The 20,322-nt window shown below is 49.3% G+C and carries 19 protein-coding genes and 1 pseudogene; 14 read left to right on the forward strand and 6 right to left on the reverse strand.

Features of this window, described 5'->3' with window-relative positions:
• Positions 1 to 283: 283 nt before the first annotated feature.
• A complete protein-coding gene (gene purR, locus OGY17_RS12475; protein WP_003832757.1) occupies positions 284 to 1,309 on the forward strand; it encodes an HTH-type transcriptional repressor PurR in 1,026 nt (341 codons plus the stop codon).
• On the opposite strand, the gene punR is transcribed toward purR, so the two are convergent.
• Positions 1,306 to 2,238 carry a DNA-binding transcriptional activator PunR gene (gene punR / locus OGY17_RS12480; RefSeq protein WP_003029215.1) on the reverse strand — a complete coding sequence of 311 codons (933 nt, stop codon included), beginning with the start codon at positions 2,236 to 2,238 and terminating at the stop codon, positions 1,306 to 1,308. The genes purR and punR overlap by 4 nt on opposite strands.
• 112 nt (positions 2,239 to 2,350) lie before the next feature.
• On the opposite strand from punR, the gene punC reads away from it, so the two are divergent.
• Both punC and cfa read left to right on the forward strand, forming a co-directional pair.
• Positions 2,351 to 3,556, forward strand: coding sequence for a purine nucleoside transporter PunC (gene punC, locus OGY17_RS12485; RefSeq protein WP_032943314.1), 1,206 nt, complete (start codon positions 2,351 to 2,353; stop codon positions 3,554 to 3,556).
• 290 nt (positions 3,557 to 3,846) lie between these two features.
• Positions 3,847 to 4,995, forward strand: coding sequence for a cyclopropane fatty acyl phospholipid synthase (gene cfa, locus OGY17_RS12490; protein ID WP_008784662.1), 1,149 nt, complete (start codon positions 3,847 to 3,849; stop codon positions 4,993 to 4,995).
• A 41-nt stretch (positions 4,996 to 5,036) separates the two neighbouring features.
• Here the strand turns inward: cfa and OGY17_RS12495 are convergent, their stop codons facing one another.
• Positions 5,037 to 5,684 carry a riboflavin synthase gene (locus tag OGY17_RS12495; RefSeq protein WP_003832752.1) on the reverse strand — a complete coding sequence of 216 codons (648 nt, stop codon included), beginning with the start codon at positions 5,682 to 5,684 and terminating at the stop codon, positions 5,037 to 5,039.
• 217 nt (positions 5,685 to 5,901) lie between these two features.
• Between OGY17_RS12495 and mdtK the strand changes: the two genes are divergently transcribed.
• Entirely contained in the window at positions 5,902 to 7,275 is a 1,374-nt protein-coding gene (mdtK, locus tag OGY17_RS12500; RefSeq protein WP_008784661.1) for a multidrug efflux MATE transporter MdtK, read from the forward strand.
• Between the two features lie 37 nt (positions 7,276 to 7,312).
• On the opposite strand, the gene OGY17_RS12505 is transcribed toward mdtK, so the two are convergent.
• The gene (locus OGY17_RS12505) at positions 7,313 to 8,011 is read right to left on the reverse strand and encodes an RluA family pseudouridine synthase (RefSeq protein ID WP_008784660.1); all 699 of its coding nucleotides are present in this window, start codon (positions 8,009 to 8,011) and stop codon (positions 7,313 to 7,315) included.
• Between the two features lie 129 nt (positions 8,012 to 8,140).
• Between OGY17_RS12505 and OGY17_RS12510 the strand changes: the two genes are divergently transcribed.
• From OGY17_RS12510 to OGY17_RS12540, 7 genes are all read left to right on the forward strand, one after another.
• Positions 8,141 to 8,932, forward strand: coding sequence for a PhzF family phenazine biosynthesis protein (locus OGY17_RS12510; RefSeq protein WP_191214723.1), 792 nt, complete (start codon positions 8,141 to 8,143; stop codon positions 8,930 to 8,932).
• Between the two features lie 36 nt (positions 8,933 to 8,968).
• A complete protein-coding gene (locus OGY17_RS12515; protein WP_057067232.1) occupies positions 8,969 to 9,277 on the forward strand; it encodes a monooxygenase in 309 nt (102 codons plus the stop codon).
• Positions 9,278 to 9,524: 247 nt separating this feature from the next.
• Entirely contained in the window at positions 9,525 to 9,920 is a 396-nt protein-coding gene (locus tag OGY17_RS12520; protein ID WP_003832744.1) for a RidA family protein, read from the forward strand.
• A gap of 27 nt (positions 9,921 to 9,947) precedes the next feature.
• Positions 9,948 to 10,916: a threo-3-hydroxy-L-aspartate ammonia-lyase gene (locus OGY17_RS12525; protein ID WP_191214725.1), complete on the forward strand. Its 969-nt coding sequence runs from the start codon at positions 9,948 to 9,950 to the stop codon at positions 10,914 to 10,916.
• Between the two features lie 127 nt (positions 10,917 to 11,043).
• Positions 11,044 to 11,685, forward strand: coding sequence for a helix-turn-helix transcriptional regulator (locus OGY17_RS12530; RefSeq protein WP_191214726.1), 642 nt, complete (start codon positions 11,044 to 11,046; stop codon positions 11,683 to 11,685).
• Positions 11,686 to 12,096: 411 nt separating this feature from the next.
• A complete protein-coding gene (locus OGY17_RS12535) occupies positions 12,097 to 12,591 on the forward strand; it encodes a putative pterin-binding protein (RefSeq protein ID WP_003832739.1) in 495 nt (164 codons plus the stop codon).
• A gap of 17 nt (positions 12,592 to 12,608) precedes the next feature.
• Positions 12,609 to 14,537: a putative bifunctional diguanylate cyclase/phosphodiesterase gene (locus tag OGY17_RS12540; protein WP_286607375.1), complete on the forward strand. Its 1,929-nt coding sequence runs from the start codon at positions 12,609 to 12,611 to the stop codon at positions 14,535 to 14,537.
• 12 nt (positions 14,538 to 14,549) lie between these two features.
• Here the strand turns inward: OGY17_RS12540 and OGY17_RS12545 are convergent, their stop codons facing one another.
• The 3 genes from OGY17_RS12545 to OGY17_RS12555 all read right to left on the reverse strand — a co-directional run bounded on the left by OGY17_RS12545 (position 14,550) and on the right by OGY17_RS12555 (position 17,905).
• A complete protein-coding gene (locus tag OGY17_RS12545; RefSeq protein ID WP_234102823.1) occupies positions 14,550 to 15,509 on the reverse strand; it encodes a YbgA family protein in 960 nt (319 codons plus the stop codon).
• A gap of 148 nt (positions 15,510 to 15,657) precedes the next feature.
• Entirely contained in the window at positions 15,658 to 16,608 is a 951-nt protein-coding gene (locus OGY17_RS12550) for a bifunctional helix-turn-helix transcriptional regulator/GNAT family N-acetyltransferase (RefSeq protein ID WP_174770311.1), read from the reverse strand.
• A 149-nt stretch (positions 16,609 to 16,757) separates the two neighbouring features.
• A protein-coding gene (locus OGY17_RS12555) for an IS3 family transposase (RefSeq protein ID WP_234610400.1) occupies positions 16,758 to 17,905 on the reverse strand; the annotation gives its coding sequence in 2 pieces (ribosomal slippage) (positions 16,758 to 17,668 and positions 17,668 to 17,905; 1,149 coding nt in all).
• Positions 17,906 to 17,994: 89 nt separating this feature from the next.
• On the opposite strand from OGY17_RS12555, the pseudogene OGY17_RS12560 reads away from it, so the two are divergent.
• The 3 genes and pseudogenes from OGY17_RS12560 to OGY17_RS12570 all read left to right on the forward strand — a co-directional run.
• Positions 17,995 to 18,186, forward strand: a pseudogene (locus OGY17_RS12560) (DsbA family protein); the annotation flags it as partial.
• A 304-nt stretch (positions 18,187 to 18,490) separates the two neighbouring features.
• Positions 18,491 to 18,856, forward strand: a complete 366-nt coding sequence (locus OGY17_RS12565) for a VOC family protein (RefSeq protein ID WP_008784652.1) — start codon at positions 18,491 to 18,493, stop codon at positions 18,854 to 18,856.
• A 299-nt stretch (positions 18,857 to 19,155) separates the two neighbouring features.
• Positions 19,156 to 20,265, forward strand: coding sequence for an AI-2E family transporter (locus OGY17_RS12570; RefSeq protein WP_003832733.1), 1,110 nt, complete (start codon positions 19,156 to 19,158; stop codon positions 20,263 to 20,265).
• Positions 20,266 to 20,322 lie beyond the last annotated feature (57 nt).

The following is a 20,322-nucleotide window of genomic DNA, read 5'->3' on the forward strand; positions in this document are numbered from 1 at the left end:
TTTATTCCCACACAAAAAGTGATATTGCGCATTTTTACACACTTGAAAGCAAAAATCTCTCACGATTTATATTGATAACTGCTTTTAACTCTTCCCCTTTTCGTTAAGATCAGACAAAATTCCACGCTTACTTGATTAGCGTACCGGCCATTGACCCCTTCCTGACGTTCCGTGTCGTTTTCCCGGCGTGCCGCAACCCTTACGTTGCGATAAGGGTGTGTAAAGGCAAACGTTTACCTGGAGTATTCTCAGGAGCTTAGGATATGGTCTGGAGTGAGATGTAATGGCAACAATTAAAGATGTAGCGAAGCGAGCAAACGTTTCCACTACAACCGTATCACACGTAATTAACAAGACGCGCTTTGTCGCGGAAGAAACACGTAATGCTGTCTGGGCAGCAATCAAAGAACTGCACTATTCTCCGAGCGCAGTTGCCCGCAGCCTGAAGGTAAATCACACCAAGTCTATCGGCTTGCTGGCGACCAGCAGCGAAGCGGCCTATTTCGCCGAAATTATCGAAGCCGTTGAGAAAAACTGTTTCCAGAAAGGCTATACCCTGATCCTGGGTAACGCATGGAACAGTCTCGAAAAACAGCAGGCTTATCTGTCGATGATGGCGCAAAAGCGCGTTGATGGTCTGCTGGTGATGTGTTCTGAGTATCCGGAGTCGCTGCTTTCGATGCTCGAAGAGTATCGCCATATCCCGATGGTCGTCATGGACTGGGGCGAAGCAAAAGCCGACTTTACCGATACGGTCATTGATAACGCCTTCGAAGGCGGTTACATGGCGGGCCGGTATCTGGTAGAACGCGGTCATCGTGAGATTGGCGTGATCCCTGGTCCAATGGAACGTAACACCGGGGCCGGGCGTCTGGCTGGCTTTATGAAAGCGATGGAAGAAGCGCTGATTAAAGTGCCTGAAAACTGGATTGTTCAGGGCGATTTCGAGCCTGAATCCGGCTATCGCGCCATGCAGCAAATTCTGTCGCAGTCACATCGTCCGACCGCTGTCTTCTGCGGTGGCGATATTATGGCAATGGGTGCGCTGTGCGCCGCTGACGAAATGGGGCTGCGCGTACCGCAGGATGTCTCACTCATCGGCTACGACAACGTGCGCAACGCCCGCTTCTTCACGCCGGCCTTGACGACCATTCACCAGCCGAAGGATTCACTGGGTGAAACGGCCTTCAACATGCTGTTAGACCGTATCGTGAATAAACGTGAAGAGTCACAGTCTATCGAGGTGCATCCGCGCCTGGTTGAGCGTCGCTCCGTTGCCGACGGTCCGTTCCGCGATTACCGCCGTTAAGCCTGTTGTGCGGGAGTCTCATCTGGCTCCCGCAGCCATTCCTTGTTCAACGTTTCACTATCCCCTAAATAGTCCAGCAGCCAACTCAATGCTGGTGACGTATCGTTCTGCTGCCATGTCAGACAACATGCGGCATCAGGAAAGGGGTTCTCCAGTTGCAGCGCAACCCATTTACCGCTATCGATCCACGGCTTGGCAAAATGCGTCGGTACCATGCCCACGCACAATCCCGCGGACAAACAGGTCGCAGAGGATTCCCAATCCGGCACGACGACGCGCTTTTGGTTGTCCAGCAGCCAGGTAATACGCTTCGGCAATGTTCGGGAGGTATCTTCGCGCACCAGTGACGGCCAGTTGCGCAACGTGTCATCACTTAACGGTCCGGGCATTGACGCCAGTGGGTGATGACTGGCTACCACGCAGCTCCAGCTCAACATTCCCATATCGCGGAAGGTATAGCGCCCCCCGACCGGAATGGCCTGTGTGGCCCCGATGGCCAGCTCCACACGCCCATCAGACAGTGCGTCCCACACGCCGTTAAACACTTCCTGAAAAACTAACAACTCCACATCATCAAAGTGACGGTAGAAATCCACGATCATCTGTCGGGTACGATCCGGGCGGACAATGTTATCGACGGCGATCGCCAGCTGTCCGCGCCAGCCGTTGGCAATTTGCTGACATTGCTGGCGCGTGATCTGCATTTTTTTGATAACAGAGCGGCCTTCTTTTAAAAACCATGCCCCGGCAGGCGTTAATTCCACATCCCGATGGCGTCGCTCAAAAAGTGGCACCGCTAGCCATTCTTCCAGCTGGCGTACGGTGTAGCTTACTGCCGAAGGTACACGGTGCAGCTCCTGCGCGGCCGAACTAAAACTGCCGTTACGCGCAACCGCATCAACCACTTCAAGTGAATATTCCGACCACATATTCTGCCTGCAAAAAATTTGAAATCAGTAAGCAAATATTAGCGTTTCACAGCGAGAATTACACTCACTACACTCAGCGGCATTGTTCTACTGCTAAAAAAGAGAAATGATGATGCAACCTGGGAAAGGGTTTTTAGTCTGGCTGGCAGGTCTTAGCGTGCTCGGTTTTCTGGCAACGGATATGTATCTACCCGCCTTTGCTGCTATTCAGTCCGATCTGCAAACACCTGCATCTGCCGTCAGCGCCAGCCTGAGCTTGTTCTTAGCGGGGTTTGCCGTCGCGCAACTGCTGTGGGGGCCGCTTTCTGACCACTATGGCCGCAAGCCTATTTTGCTGCTGGGTTTATCTATCTTCGCACTGGGCAGTCTGGGCATGCTATGGGTTGAAAACGCCACTGGTCTGCTGGTACTGCGATTTGTTCAGGCCGTTGGCGTCTGTGCGGCATCGGTTATCTGGCAAGCGCTGGTTACCGATTATTATCCTTCACAAAAAGTAAACCGCATCTTTGCCACTATTATGCCGCTGGTCGGGTTATCTCCTGCACTCGCCCCGCTATTAGGTAGTTGGATCCTGGTACATTTTTCCTGGCAGGCCATTTTTGCCACTCTGTTTGCCATTACTCTGATTCTGATGCTTCCGGCTCTGCGTCTAAAGCCAACGGCTAAAGCGCGCGATGACAGCCAGGATAAACTGACTTTCGCCACCTTGCTGCGCTCGAAAACTTACCGTGGAAACGTGCTGATTTATGCCGCCTGTTCCGCGAGCTTTTTCGCATGGCTGACGGGTTCCCCGTTCATCCTCAGCGAAATGGGTTATAGCCCAGCGGTAATTGGTCTGAGCTATGTTCCGCAAACTATCGCCTTCTTAATTGGTGGTTACGGCTGTCGTGCAGCGCTGCAAAAATGGCAGGGTCGTCAGCTGCTGCCCTGGTTACTCATTCTGTATGCCTTCAGCGTTGTAGGCACCTGGGCGACCGGCTTTATTCATCATGTTGCATTGGCTGAAATCCTGATCCCATTCTGCGTTATGGCGATTGCGAACGGCGCGATCTACCCTATCGTTGTCGCGCAGGCATTACGCCCTTTCCCACAGGCCACGGGACGCGCAGCCGCATTGCAGAATACGCTGCAACTGGGTTTATGCTTCCTGGCAAGCCTTGTCGTTTCCTGGTTGATTGCCACCCCGCTGCTCACCACCACCAGCGTTATGCTGACAACAGTATTGCTGGCTGCTGTGGGTTACAAAATGCAATCGCAGAAAACTGACGCCCCGCAAACAGACGATCGTGCGCAAGTTGCCCACGGAGAGTCGCACTAATAATGGTTGCGGGCATTTAGTTAGCCCGCTAACAATTATCGGTTGAATCGTCAAAAATTCAGGCATATACTGATTTTCAGTTGTTAAAAAAACGATAATTTTAATGCGTTAACGGGGACAAGAACGTTCCCGTATTACCACGGATGGCCTTTTCGGTAAGGGTTTCTCCCTTCCTCTGTTCTACGTCGGATTATAGATTCGCGGATTAATTCCGTGAGATTTCTCACAAAGCCCAAAAAAGCGTCTACGCTGTTTTAAGGTTCTGATCACCGACCAGTGATGGAGAAGCTATGAGTTCATCATGTATAGAAGACGTCAGCGTACCGGATGATGACTGGTACCGCATTACTAATGAATTATTGAGCCGTGCAGGCATTGCCATTAATGGCAATGCACCGGCTGATATTCGAGTAAAGAACCCCGATTTTTTCAAACGAGTATTGCAGGAAGGATCGTTAGGGTTGGGTGAAAGTTATATGGATGGCTGGTGGGAATGTGACCGGCTGGACATGTTTTTTAGTAAAGTCTTGCGCGCCGGTCTTGAAAACCAACTCCCCCGCCACTTTAAAGATACGCTACGTATCGCCACGGCTCGCCTGTTCAATTTACAGACCAAAAAACGTGCGTGGATGGTCGGCAAAGAACATTACGATTTGGGCAACGATCTCTTTACCCGCATGCTTGACCCCTATATGCAGTATTCCTGCGCCTACTGGAAAGATGCCAACACTCTGGAATCTGCCCAGCAGGCGAAGCTCAAAATGATTGCTGAAAAATTGCAACTGAAGCCAGGAATGCGGGTGCTTGATATTGGCTGTGGCTGGGGTGGTTTATCCCAGTTTATGGCATCGCAATATGGCGTGAGCGTGGTGGGTGTGACCATTTCGGCAGAACAGCAGAAAATGGCACAGGAACGTTGCGCTGGGCTGGATGTCACCATTTTGCTGCAGGATTATCGCGACCTGAACGACAAATTCGACCGCATTGTCTCCGTCGGCATGTTTGAACATGTTGGACCGAAGAACTACGCCACCTATTTTGAGGTGGTCGATCGTAATTTAAAACCGGATGGTCTCTTTTTACTGCATAGCATCGGCTCCAAAAAGACCGACAATAACGTTGATCCGTGGATCAATAAGTATATCTTCCCAAACGGGTGTTTGCCGTCAGTTCGCCAGATTGCCAACGCCAGCGAACCACATTTTGTGATGGAGGACTGGCATAATTTTGGCGCGGATTACGACACGACGCTGATGGCATGGCACGAGCGTTTCATGAGCTCCTGGCCTGAAATCGCCGATAACTACACCGAACGTTTCAAGCGGATGTTCAGCTATTATCTGAACGCCTGCGCCGGGGCGTTTCGTGCTCGAGATATTCAGCTATGGCAGGTGGTCTTTTCCCGCGGTGTTGAACACGGTCTGCGCGTTCCCCGCTAATCGTTTTCGCCCCCGTAGCAACGGGGGCTTTACTCTCAGGCTTAGGCTCCCGCTTCGCCCGTTATGTTGCTGATGGCGCTTTCACGCGCCGCCAGGACACGCTCAACGGTATCAACCACCGCCTGCGTTTGGGGATCGATTTCGATATTAACCCGTGCGCCCAGCTTTTTCTTGCCAAGCGTCGTACGCTCCAGCGTTTCCGGGATCAAATGTACACAGAAACGCGTCGGCGTCACTTCACCGACCGTCAGACTGATACCGTCAATACCAATAAATCCTTTGTACAGGATATATTTCATCAGCGACGGATCCTGGACTTTAAACCACACCTGACGGTTATTCTCCGAGGTCAGAATTTTCGACACTTCGGCAGTGGTCATAATATGGCCCGACATTAAATGTCCGCCAATCTCATCACTGAATTTTGCCGCACGTTCAACGTTAACCAAATCTCCAACCTTCAGATCGCCCAGGTTGGTGATACGCAGCGTTTCTTTCATCAGGTCGAAGCTTATCTGGTTACCGTTAATTTCGGTGACCGTCAGGCAGCATCCATTGTGGGCAACCGATGCGCCGGTCTCCAGCGCATCCAGCATATATTCAGGCAACTCCACAACATGCGTACGAAAATTCGGTTTTTCATCAATGGACACCAATTTTGCGGTGCCCTGCACAATACCCGTAAACATACTTCCTACTCCTGAACTCAATTAAGACATCTCTGCACAGCACAATAGCAGGTGGAAATTCAGGTTGCCAGCAATGCACCACCAGCGCCTGTTTTTTCACTGGAGAATTACGTATTCCTCGCTACAATAGACTGAAATTTCCCCTGCTTTTTCTCCTTGCTGCCATATAAGGCGGCTTTTTTAGTCTCTCAAATAACAACAATATAGTGGTGTACACGTGCAAAAGTATGTAAGTGAAGCGCGTCAGTTATTAGCTCTGGCAATTCCGGTGATTCTTGCGCAAATCGCTCAAACCGCAATGGGATTCGTTGATACCGTCATGGCGGGCGGATACAGCGCGACGGATATGGCGGCAGTCGCCATTGGTACGTCCATCTGGCTACCGGCCATTCTGTTTGGTCACGGACTACTGCTGGCGTTGACGCCGGTAATTGCGCAACTCAATGGTTCCGGACGCCGCGACCGTATCGCCCATCAAATACGTCAGGGATTCTGGCTGGCGGGCAGCGTCTCCGTGCTGATTATGGTTGTGCTATGGAATGCGGGGTACATTATTCGCTCCATGCATAACATCGACCCGGCACTGGCGGATAAAGCCGTTGGCTACCTGCGTGCCCTGCTGTGGGGCGCACCGGGTTATCTGTTCTTCCAGGTAGCCCGTAACCAGTGCGAAGGATTAGCCAAGACTAAACCGGCGATGGTGATGGGATTTCTCGGCCTGCTGGTGAACATTCCGGTTAACTATGTTTTCATCTATGGGCATTTAGGCATGCCGGAACTGGGTGGCGTGGGTTGTGGTGTGGCAACAGCAGCGGTTTACTGGGTGATGTTTATCGCCATGCTCTCTTACATCAAACGTGCGCGTTCAATGCGCGATATCCGTAATGAGCGTGGTTTCCAGAAACCTGACACCGCAGTAATGAAGCGTCTGGTACAGCTGGGTTTACCTATCGCGCTGGCGTTATTTTTCGAAGTGACGTTGTTTGCGGTGGTCGCGCTGCTGGTTTCTCCACTGGGGATTGTCGACGTCGCCGGACACCAAATCGCACTGAACTTCAGCTCGTTAATGTTCGTCCTGCCAATGTCTCTGGCTGCCGCCGTCACCATTCGTGTCGGCTATCGTCTGGGCCAGGGTTCCACGCTGGATGCGCAAACAGCAGCCAGAACGGGTCTGGGGGTTGGTGTGTGCATGGCGGTCGTAACGGCGATTTTCACCGTGACATTCCGCGAGCATATTGCCCTGCTCTATAACAATAATCCGGAAGTTGTCGCCCTGGCGGCTCAGCTCATGTTACTGGCCGCGGTGTATCAAATTTCGGACTCTATCCAGGTTATTGGCAGCGGGATCCTGCGTGGTTATAAAGATACGCGTTCCATTTTCTTTATTACCTTTACGGCATACTGGGTGCTGGGTCTGCCGAGCGGTTATATTCTGGCGCTTACCGATCTGGTAGTTGACCGGATGGGACCGGCGGGATTCTGGATGGGCTTTATTATCGGCCTGACCTCTGCGGCGATACTGATGATGCTGCGGATGCGGTTTCTACAACGCCAGCCGTCAGCGGTTATTTTACAACGCGCTGCGCGATAACCTCATAAAAGCCGCCACCAGGCGGCTTTTTTTCGCCTCAAAACGGGCTGGCGTTTTTGGCGTTCATCCACGCTTCACTAATGGGATGTCTGAAATGCAGTTCACTGGCATGTAGCATCAGCCGTGACGTTTGTTCAGTCCCCGGCAGCAGACGTCCACCGTATAGATCGCACCCCAAAATAGGATGTCCCAACTGCTGACAATGGATCCGTAGTTGATGGGTGCGCCCGGTTTCAGGGGTCAGTTGCACCCGCGTCAAGGGGAGCAACGTTCCCTCTTCCTGACGATGATAAAAACGCTCGACAACCTGATAGCGCGAGCGCGCGGGTTTGCCGTTGAGAGCACAAATCGACATCAATGGAAACAGCGCCGGGTCTTTGGCAATCGCGGCGTCGATAACCCCTTCGTCGTTCTCCAGATGCCCGCATAACAGCGCACTGTACACCTTAGTTACCGTCCGCTGGCTGAACTGCTGGCAAAGCGCGGCGTTGATAGCCTTGTTACGAGCGACCACCATCAGCCCAGAGGTGCCGAAATCAAGCCGATGTACCAGCGTGCAGCCAGGGTAAATCTGTACCAGCCGGTGATGTACCGAATCGAGATTCTGCGGATTTTTGCCCGACAGGCTAAGCAACCCGCTGGGTTTATTGATGAGCACCAGATGCTCGTCCTGATAGAGGGTCTCTATCTCGTCATGGCAAGGCGGGGCAATAAAGGTATCGAAGATCGTAGACATCAGGCGGCCAGAATGAGGTGTGGGAACGGATGATAACGAATTTTCACCACAGTGGCGAATCTGAGCATTGACCCAATGGCTGGCATGATAGAGTGTGATTTATCCTGAGTGCGATGAGAGGGTTACTCTGTGCAACAAATCGATTTTTACATGGTGGATGCCTTTACCACCACGACATTTGGCGGTAATGCCGCAGCAGTCTGTCCGCTCACGGACTGGTTGCCCGATGAAACATTATTAAAGATGGCGCAGCAGCATAACCAGTCAGAAACCGCTTTTTTTGTCGCCAATGAGAATGGCTTTGAGCTGCGTTGGTTTACCACTCAGGGTGAAATTAATCTGTGTGGGCATGCCACGCTTGCCGCCGCGCATGTCATCTTTGAACATCTGGATTACCCGGATACCAAAATCCAATTTGCTACCCGCTTTGTGGGACCGCTGACGGTCACGCGCTGCGGTGAATGGCTGACGCTTGATTTTCCAGCCTGGCAAAGCGAATCTGCCGTGCCGCCCGCTTTACTGCTGGAAACATTAGGCATCACCGAATACAAAGAGGTGCGTGTGGCACGCGATTACATGGTGGTGCTGGAAAATCAACAGCAGGTTGAGGCTGTGCGCCCAAACATCCACGCCATGATTCCGCTGGGGAAAATGGTATGCATCACCGCGCCGGGTGACGGGGAATACGATTTTGTCAGCCGTTTCTTCTGCCCGGGCGAAGCCGTCGCGGAAGACCCGGTCACAGGCTCGGCACATAGCATGCTGATCCCTTACTGGGCTGGAAAACTGAATAAAATACAGATGCTGGCACGCCAGGTCTCTGAACGCGGCGGGGATTTACGCTGTCAGTTAGCAGGAACGCGTGTATATATCAGTGGGCAGGCGATAACTTATCTGACCGGTAAAGTGCTGTTGCGCTAGCAGCCTTACCCAAAATAACCAATCCATGGAGGATTTATGTCGAACAAACTCGTGCAGATACACTTTGATTTTCATGGTCCGTTTGGGGCTGAGATGTCGAATCAGCTCGTTGAACTGGCCGAATCAATCAACCAGGAGCCGGGGTTCATCTGGAAAATCTGGACCGAGAACGAAGCAAATCACGAAGCGGGAGGCATCTACCTGTTCCAGGACGAAGACACCGCTCAGGCCTATATCAAAAAGCATACCGCCCGCCTGAAGCACCTGGGTGTGGAGGAAGTAACGTTCAAAATCTTCGATATCAATGAACCGCTAAGTAAAATTAACCACGGTCATATCAGCTAAACTTTTGGCTTAGACGCCCCCTCCCGGGGCGTTTCTTCATTTCCCCCCGGCTTTCCCCATTTCAACAGCGATATCCCCGTCACCACTCCAGGACAGTGATTTAGCCTGGGCCACGTTTGCAGTAGTTCACAAAATCAGCGTTAGCGAAAACTATCGCTGGCCGAACGCACTATGAAGGAGTATAAAATAATACAAACAGTATTATTTTATACAAAATGAATCACAAACTGCGACTGGAGATTCTCATATGACCGCGGACATTACACTGAACTCATCTGCTGGAAGCTTCCCGCCAGCAGGTCATTACTCGCACAGTACAACGGCTGGCGGATTCGTCTTCATTTCCGGGCAATTGCCGGTCACTTTCGACGGTGAGAAAAAAGCGGATGCCTCTTTTGAAGATCAAACCCGGCTGGTACTCAAGAATATTGATGCTTGTCTGGCTGGTGCTGGGGCATCACGTCAGCATCTGGTGTCTGTTCGCGTCTATGTGACGGATATGAACCAGTGGCCGACGTTTAACAAAATCTATGGAGAGTGGATCGGCGATTTCCGTCCATCCCGTGCAGTAGCAGGTGTTGCGGAACTTCATTATGGTTTTGCGCTGGAAGTTGAAGCTATTGCGTTGGCCCCGCAAGCGTGACGTTTAACAACATACAGGTGAACAACAATGACTGAAATGACACTGCCTGATTATTACGATGTTGCCGCTGCGGCAGAGCGCATCGCAGATTATGCTAACAAAACGCCGGTGATGACCTCCCGAACGGTTAACGAAGAATTTGGCGCGGAAGTCTTCTTTAAGTGCGAAAACTTCCAGAGAATGGGCGCCTTCAAATTTCGCGGCGCTATGAATGCGCTACGCCAGTTCACCCCACAACAACGCGCTGCGGGCGTCGTGACGTTTTCTTCCGGCAACCATGCACAGGCCATTGCCCTGTCGGCAAAGTTGTTGGGTATTCCAGCAACAATTATCATGCCGCATGATGCCCCGGCGGCCAAAGTTGCGGCGACGAAAGGCTATGGCGGAAAAGTGGTAACTTACGATCGCTATACTGAAGATCGTGAAAAAATTGGTCGGGACCTGGCAGAGAAACAGGGGTTAACGCTAATCCCCCCTTACGACCATCCGCATGTGATAGCAGGCCAGGGCACCGCCACAAAAGAGCTAATTGAAGAAGTGGGTCAGTTAGACGCTCTTTTCGTGTGTCTGGGCGGTGGCGGCCTGCTCTCAGGATCCGCCCTGGCGGCCAGACATCTGTCTCCTGACTGCATCATCTATGGTGTCGAACCTGAGGCGGGTAACGATGGTCAACAGTCGTTCCGAAGTGGAAAAATAGTTCATATCGATACGCCCAAAACCATTGCTGACGGTGCTCAGACTCAACATCTCGGGAACTATACATTTCAGATTATCCAGCAAAATGTGAACGATATTCTGACTGTTTCAGACGCTGAGTTAGTTGCCTCAATGAAATTTATCGCTGAACGCATGAAAATCGTCGTAGAGCCAACCGGGTGTCTGGGTTTTGCTGCCGCCAGAGCGCGTAAAGCTGAGCTTCGCGGCAAGAAAATCGGCATTATCATCAGCGGCGGAAATGTGGATATCAGTCGCTACAGTGAATTTCTGGCCGGATGATAAACAGGGTATCTGCCATGCAGATACCCTACTTTTACTGTCTGTACACTCCCGTCTGGAAAAACGCTCCCAGGTCACTGTAAACTGCTCGCAATCATGGCAACAGACATCACCGCAGGAGACTGGCATGCCAAAAAACGACAATAACTCGCTTCTCAGCCAAATTGATACTATCGCCAGGGGATTGAGTGAGACCTTCTCTCCGTTTTGCGAAGTGGTGGTTCATGACCTCAAAAATCCTGAACATGCCATTTTGTCCATCCATAATAATCTTTCCGGACGTCAACCCGGCCAGCCAGCAACCGAGCTTGGCCTGGCGAGAATCGCGTCACCTGACTTTCCCAGCATCATTGCGAACTACAGCAATCAGTTTGCCGATGGCCGCCCGGTGAAAAGTACCTCCATTGGCATCAAGGACGAAGACGGCAAATACGTAGCGGCACTTTGCCTGAATGTCGATATGACGCTGTTCCGTGGTATGCAGAGTGCTCTTGCGCGTTTTACTGAAACTGAAAATTCCCCCATTAAGGAACATATCGATCCCGGCAGTAATGAAGTCATCCGCCAGCGTATTGATGACTTTGCCGCTAAACGCGCGACGACGGCCCGAGCCCTTAAACCTCAAGACCGTAAGCTGCTGATTCAACAATTACGCCAGGACGGTTTGCTGAACGTACGCAAATCTATGGATACGGTTGCACAGCATCTGGGCGTATCGAGGGCCACCGCCTATCTGTATGCCCGCCAGTCAGCTCAGGCGGGTGAATAAACGGGTTCAGATAGACCACACTTGCCGCGTATAGAATTTTTGTCCTTGATTACCGACACGAAGCGCTCCCGCTACACTAAAGGCGGCTTCGTGCCCGATATAGTTACCCACCAGTAAACAACCAAATCCAGCTGCAGTGAAAAAAATAAACCTTTATTTTCGTGCGTATTTATTGGCACTGAGTAAATAGATGATTTATTTTTGTACATACATAGTGAAATTTAGCTTTACTCAAATAACACACTAGCATTTTTAATGCACCACAGCAGAACAGGTAACAACTAACTCACTGATTTAAAAGAATTAAAAAGCTATTGGAGTTATTACACCAATAATACCCATGCAATATATATAAATAGCGTGATATCTAAATTATAATTCTTTAACATCCGGCTGATTGGTGAGGTAAGAATGCGATTAATGGTCATGTTGGTAAGCTTTGTACTCTCCACCCAGCTATGGGCAGGTGAACTTTCCAGGCCCACCGGTAAAGTGCTTTTAACGCTGTCGGGTAATATTGAAAATACAAATGCAGACGGGAAAGCCGTTTTTGATACCGCCAGCCTTGAGAAGCTGGGCATGGTCAGTTTCCAGACCACCTCCCCCTGGTATAATGGGCGCACTACCTTTACGGGTATTCCGCTACAAAAGCTCATGGATTATGTCGGGGCGAACGGCTCTGTTGTTAAGGTCACTGCACTCAATGACTACACCACTGTTATCCCTCTTAGTGATTTCAAAAAATACAATGCTATCCTTGCGTTAAAAATCAACGGAAAATATATGCGCATCCGTGACAAAGGCCCGTTATTCATTGTGTACCCCTATGACAGCATGCCAGAATTGAATAATCAGATTTATTATTCAAGGTCTGCATGGCAGGTCAGTAGTATGGATATTGAGTAAGCGTTCAGAGGAACATCATGAACAGAATACTGGCTGGCATCATCTTTTTTCTTTTTATATCTACCGGGTATATCTCTTTCCTCGTGCATGAACGGCAACAAGAGTTACAGAAACTGACTCACTACACCGATTCCTGGTCTGCTGCTCAGCTGGTATCACAATATTACCGATTTGAATCGTTGCTTGGTCTTTACACTATCGATGATACGATGAATCTCGATGATGTACGCATGCGCCTCGACATTATGCTTAGCCAGAGTGATTTGATAAAAGAAGGTGACTTGGGGCGCTACATCGAAAGCAATATAGCCCACCGCGAGCTGGCGGTAAAACTTGAAAATACCCTTAGTTTTCTGGATGTTAATCTAGAAAAAATGAACCGTTCAGCACTCCAGGCTTATCTGAAAAAAATGCATACTCTGGATGCGCCACTGGGTCGTCTTTCATCTGGTGCGTTAAACAAAGATGTTAACTCGATCAATAACGCCAACCAAAAAATCCAGACGCTGTACTATATTTATTCTGCAACCTCTGTGCTGCTGATAATACTGAGTGCGATTCTGGGCGTGCTCATTTTCTATCAAAACAGAAATATTCTGCGGGCGCACCTGCAGGTCAAGAGCCTTGCCGAAGAACTGCAGAAATCTAAAGAAAAACTGCAAATTCAGAATGCTAAACTGGAATATGACGTCTACCATGACTCTCTTACCGAGATGAATAACCGTCAGCTATTCTGGAGCGATTTAAATAAAACAATTGAGAGAGCAGAAAAAAATCACGATTCTGTGACTGTGATGTTGTTTGATTTAGATCGATTCAAAGAAGTAAATGATACGTATGGTCATGATGCCGGTGATATGTTGCTACGCCAGATATCTGACCGACTGGTTTCGATGAGCCTTACTTCGGATACGCTGTATCGCCTGGGTGGAGATGAATTTGCGTTTCTCTCAAGTGGCCTGACAGAAAGCCACGCTGTTTCGCGCGCCCAGAAAATATGTGAATTTATCAGCCAGCCCTACACTATTTATAACACGATTATCAACATAACCACCTGTGTTGGCATTGTTATCTCAGACACTGAACGTCGTTCCGACTATCTTTATAAATTTGCCGATCTGGCCCTTTATGAAGCCAAAGGTGAAGGCTCTGGTAAGATAAAAGTCTTCCGACAACGAATGTTAGAAAAGCTACAAGAAAGCAGAACGCTTGAGCATGATATGGCATTGGCAATAGTGAACAAAGAATTCGTGGTTTATTATCAGCCCATTGTTGACTCCTTCAGCCAGGAAATTTATAGCTATGAAGCCCTAATTCGTTGGCTCCATCCTCTAAAGGGCCTCCTGTCGCCGGATAACTTTATTCCTGTTGCTGAAAAAACCGGAATGATTAATGAGATGGGGAAAGCTGTGCTTGAAATTGCCTGCCGGGAAGCGACTTGTTGGGCGGTTCCGGCTAAAATTTCAGTGAATGTCTCTCCTGTCCAGCTAAGCAGCAAAGCCTTTGTCGGTATCGTACTGTCTATTCTGAAAGAAACTGGACTCCCAGCCGATCGTCTTGAACTGGAAGTAACAGAATCCTCTCTCTTCATTGAGAGTACGACGCCGATGAACACACTTAACAAACTCAGAGCCATGGGTGTAAAAATCTCGATCGATGATTTTGGCACCGGATATTCTTCCCTTTCGCGCCTGAGCAGGCTTGCCTTCGATAAAATTAAAATAGACAAGTCGTTTGTCCATTCAATATCCACACAGGAAGATGCGCTTAATATCATCAAACTGATCACCGGCATGGCGAAATCCCTCAATATGAAGGCTGTTGCTGAAGGTGTTGAAACGCAGGAACAACTAAAAAGCCTTCAGGCGCTGGGCTGCGATTTCGCCCAAGGATATCTGTTTGGTAAACCTCAGCCTTGTATCGATGAGAAAATCAGAAACGGTTGAATCGCTCTCAGACTATTTGATCATCAACCGTAGCGCTAAATCATTCGGATAAGGATCAAAATAGTTCTGGGTAAGCAGATAGCTGTCTGGGTATTCAGCCAGATAGTGCTTGAGTAGCGTCAGAGGCGCCAATATTGGCAGCAGCCCACCGCTATAGTTGAGGATAACGTCACGTAACTCTCCGCGCTGGCGGGAGTTCAACCGTTCGCGGAAGTAGCCCTGGATATGCATCAGTACGTTGGTGTGATTTTTTCGTGAGGCGGGCTTTTTGAGGATCGTCATGAGCTTTTCACGATAGACAACGAAAAAAGCGTCCAAATCATCCCACTGGTGAAGCGAGGCAACGAATGGGCCGATTTCCCGGTAACCGGCCTGGTGATGAGCCAGAAGCTGTAGCTTATAGCGACTGTGAAAGTTGAGTAAGCCATGGCGAGTAAGACCATTGGCCCGCAGCCAATTAAGCTCATGCAATGCGAACACGCGTTCGACAAAGTTCTCCCTCAGCACTGGATCGTGCAAGCGGCCATCTTCTTCGACTGGCAACCACGGGTAGGTTTCCATTAACGCGCCAGTAAACAGACCAGTCCCTTCTTTTCGCCCACGATTTCCCTTCTCGTCATACAGTCTCACTCTTTCCATACCGCAACTCGGTGATTTAGCACAGACGATAAAACCCGAGAGGCCACCAAGTCCCTGAAGATATGAGTTGGTGAAATCGGACATTTTATCGGTTACATCCTCACCAGGCGCATGGCTAAAACAGATGCGGACATTCCCTTGGGCGGTTTGAACCAGACGCAACGCTGGACGTGGTACAGGCAAACCGATGGACATCTCTGGGCAGACAGGTTTGAAAGTCACCCACTGAGCCAGGTCGTCCATCACAAACCCCATCCGTTTATGCCCACCGTCGAATCGCACGGCTGAACCAGTTAAACATCCACTAATCCCGATGACAGGCTGAGTGTTCATAGCGACCCCCTCGTTAATTGACGACCCTTTTCGGGAAAAAATGACGGTTTCACTATTAAATCATAGCGTAAGTTATCTGCTGTGAGTTCAACTGATAGATGCAAGTATTCAAAAATATCCTGGCCGCCAGGGTAAGTGGTTAGCGGTTTTAAGATGACTTTCGAGTGAACTGTTGCTCAGTAATAGTATTCCCCCATTGATCGCCTTCCCATTCTTTCGATAATTCAAATCCAAATGATTCGTACAATCGTCTTGCAGCAGTAAGTTTATTAAATGTCCACAATTGTACCGATGAGAATCTCTGCTCATCACAAAATCTCATCGCTTCTCCAACAAGCTTTCTACCCAATCCGCTGCCACGACACCCATCTTCAAGGATGAACCAGCGCAGATGCGCCTCATTATTCCCAAGGTCCTCACCGTCAATTGCAACTGAGCCGACTATGCGTTCATTCACCATTGCCAGCCAGATCTGATTACATGGCTTGTCCAGACGGTCAGAAAAATCAGCAAGACCTGCGGCAACCTTCCCTTCAAAAAAACTGCCGAAGTTATGTTCTCTTGCGTAATAGCTACCATGCATTTCAGTAATACGACCTATCATACCGGGATGATAACCCGTTACTATTTTGAAACTGTTACACACTTTGCCTTCAATTCTTTCACGACAGGCTTTCAACGCGCTGGCATAGGAAGAAAGACCTTGTAATACAGTTTGTTGTGTAAACGGATCGAGCTTACCAAGTGCCGCTCCGACACGTTGGTCAGCATAAGTATTGATGTTATGTACGGTCTCCATGCCCTTCCCGGTAAGGCTTAATCGTTTTGTCCTCGCATCTTCAGCAGAAGGACTTTCTTTAAGCTCTCCGGCTTCGACAAGTTTAGCGAGCATGCGGCTAACGCTGGATTTCTCTAGCCCCAAGACCTGGACCAGTTGAGCGGCTGTCAATGATCCATGAGTTTCAATTTCAAGCATGGCGTGAACTGCTGAAGGAGGATAGTCAGTTGCAGCCAGGTTTTGGTTCATGAACCCCAGCTCTCGCACCATTAAGCGTGATGCCGCACGTATGTTTTGTATATTACTTAGTTCAGAAATCATGAGCATTATCCTGCAACAATAGTTGTACCATGCAACCATTGATGTAAGGATTTTGTCAATCTCTTATTCTTTATCCGCTTCGTGCCAGGAGCGGAAGCTGTGGTGCCAGAGGTCCTCTAAACATTGATGGTTGAATCGCCACGGATAATCTAGACACTTCCGAGCCGTTGATAATACTGGTTTTCATATTCTGTCGGTGACATCTGATTGCTCGAACCATGCCGACGCTTACTGTTATAAAACATTTCGATGTAATCAAAAATATCGCTGCGGGCTTCTTCCCGCGTTCCGTAGATCTTTTTCTTTATCCGTTCGCGTTTCAGCAACTGGAAAAAGCTTTCTGCAACCGCATTATCGTGACAGTTACCGCGACGGCTCATGCTCCCCTCCAGGCCGTGTGATTTCAGGAACGACTGCCACTCATGGCTTGTGTACTGACTGCCCTGGTCCGAATGAACCAGCACCTGTTTTTGGGGATTACGCCGCCATACAGCCATCAGCAGTGCGTTCAGGACAATGTCCTTTGTCATCCGGGATTGCATTGACCAGCCGATAATTTTGCGTGAGAACAGATCAACAACCACAGCAAGATACAGCCAGCCTTCGTAGGTCCTGATGTAGGTTATGTCCGTTACCCAACGCTTATCCGGAGCATCCGGATTGAACTGTCGCTGGAGCCTGTTGGGCGATACGATACTGGCCTCGCCTTTGCGTGCCCGCGGGCTCCGGTACCCGACCTGAGCCTTTATCCCGGCACGATTCATCAGTCGCCAGACTCTGTTCACTCCGCACTGTTGACCGCTATCCCGCAAGTCCAGATGGATCTTGCGATAACCATAAACGCAACCGGACTCCAGCCAGAACTGTTTGATCTGTCCCGTCAGTCTCAGATCTACCTGGTGGCGCTGAGAATACGGTTGCTTAAACCAGGCGTAAAAGCCACTGGGATGAACATCCAGCACCCTGCAGAGCAGACGAACAGGCCAGCAACGGGAGTTGTCACGAATAAAGTCGTACCTCAGTCGGACAGCTTTGCGAAGTACGCCGCGGCTTTTTTTAATATGTCTCGTTCGTCAGTAACCCGCTTCAACTCCTTCTGGAGTCGGCGGATCTCGGCCTGAGCATCTGACTGTTCTTTATTAGTGGATGAGTCCGGACCGTACTTCTTTATCCAGGCGTAAAGGCTGTGGGTGGTGATATCGAGACGTGTTGCAACGCTGGAAACAGAATGACCGCGATCAATAACCTGTTTGACTGCTTCAATTTTAAACTCTTCGGGATAACGTTTACCGCTCATGGGCACCTCTCTTTAAGTCATCTTAAATGACTCCGAGGTGTCTGTTAAACCCGTGGCGATTCAAAATCATTTTGCAGGGATACTTACAGAACAGCTTTGCTGTGAAAGCCTTAGTGGCTAAGCAGGAGAAAGCGGCCATGGATGTTGAACTTAGAGGGGTTCCGGCGATGTTCGTCAAAGGAAAATATCAGCTGAATCCGCAGGGGATGGACACAAGCTCGCTTGATATTTTTGTTCATCAGTACGCGGCGACAGTTAGCTATCTAATTGAAAATAAATAACCTCAACCTTTCAACAATGAAACCTGGCGGCAGTAATGACGCCAGGAACGATCTACTCAATTCCTTAAATCCATTCTTGTTGTAAGAGTAAAAAATTAACAAAACTGATGTGCCATTCCTAATGAGGATTTAGGCGGGATACAAACCAAGCAATCAAAGAATCCAATTAAAACAGCAAAGGCAGGTACTGTAGATATATAGATCTCTAAATTGATGTTCATCACATTGACAGGTTCTTACGTGAATTCGACTTCAATCTCTTTATATACTCTTTATTTGTTCATATCTTCATGAGGAATAAAGAATGTTCGATCATGTGAAAATCGGTGTAAGTGATTACGAAAAAAGTAAAATTTTCTTTCTCAACGCGCTTCAGCCGCTTGGCGTAGAACTCATCGATGAAGGCACACCAAGCTACGGTGTTGAAATGGGCTCCGAGAATGTTTCACTTTGTCTGTTCCACACGAATGACAAGCCGGCTCCTCTGCATCTGGCGTTTGTCGCAAAAACCCGGCAGCAAGTTGATGAATTTTACAATGCAGCTTTGCGCACGGGAGCCCAGGATAACGGAGCACCTGGCTTACGTTCCTATAGCGAAAACTACTATGCCGCATTTGTCATTGCACCTGATGGCCATAATATTGAGGCTGTCTGCCATGCGCCGGACTGATTAAGGTGCAGTTTGGATATCGAAAAATTATTCGATGTTGATTTTGAATCTGCCTGAAGAGCTGTAATAACGCTGCTTATTTGAACTCATAGCATAAGAGTATCGTTGAAAAGAAGGAATTCGTATATGTCTAAGATTAAGTTTGAACTGAGGCGAGGATAGCTCTCCCGCCAGTGAAGCAAGGACAATAAGAATGTAGCCTTAGTGCAACATCTTTATTCTAAATATCTGCAGCTAAAGTTGGTAAATCCCCTGAACGGTTCTATAGTCGGGACTGCTTCTCATTACAGGGTTCACTAATGCGATTTAACGGACTGACTAAAGGCTTCTTCATTTTCATACTTGCCCTCGTGACCTGGGCGTTCTTCGATGTATTGTCCCCCTACTTTTCCGCCATTTTGTGGGCCGCGATATTAACGACTATCTTTAACCCGGTAAAAAACAGACTGCGTAGCGCGCTTGGCGAACGCAACGGGCTGGCATCGTTGATTACCATCGTCATTATCTGTCTGATTGTCTTTATCCCGCTGATGGTAATCCTGTCATCGCTGGCCATTGAACTGAACGTGGTGTACACCAAACTGCAACAGAATGACACGCAGTTCCCGGAAGTCGTCACTTCTATTCTTTCGTACCTTCCTGACTGGGCCAGAGGGTTTCTGGCAGAACACAATCTGGATGATGTCGCGCAGATCCAGAAAAAACTGTCCGATGTCGTGCTGCAAGGCGGGCAGTACCTTGCTGGCAGTGCATTTCTGATTGGGAAAGGGACATTCGGCTTTGCTATCAGTTTTGGCATCATGCTGTATCTGCTGTTCTTCTTACTGAAGGATGGACCGTATCTGGTGCGCCAGATTCTGGACTCATTACCCCTTTCTGACTTTGCCAAACAGCACCTGTTTGCCAAATTCGTCGGCGTGACGCGGGCAACCGTCAAGGGCACGGCGGTCGTCGCTTTGGTTCAGGGTATTCTTGGCGGCATCGCGTTTGCAATTGTGGATATCGACGGCAGCGTTCTGTGGGGGGCGTTGATGGCGTTTCTCTCGCTCGTGCCTGCAGTGGGCTCAGCGATCGTCTGGGTACCTGCAGCAATATTCCTGTTCGCCACCCACCAGCTATGGCAAGGGCTGTTTATCGTTGGCTTCTTCGTGATTATCGTTGGGCTGGTGGACAATATCCTGCGCCCGCTGCTGGTAGGTAAAGACACCAAAATGCCGGACTATCTGATTTTGATTACCACTCTCGGCGGCATGGAGATCTACGGCATTAACGGCTTTGTGATTGGCCCCCTGATTGCTGCACTATTCATAACCTGCTGGAACCTGTTTTCCGGGCGTGACCATGAAGGTAACGTGGAAGGAATCGACGAAGCCTTTATGGAAGAAGGAAAAAATCCTCCAGATTTATGATTGCAGGACGATAACAGAAGGCGGTTTCTGGACCGCCTTTTTTATTTTCACGCAAAA

This window comes from Citrobacter sp. Cpo126 (assembly GCF_030332445.1).
Taxonomy (GTDB): Bacteria; Pseudomonadota; Gammaproteobacteria; order Enterobacterales; family Enterobacteriaceae; genus Citrobacter; species Citrobacter portucalensis.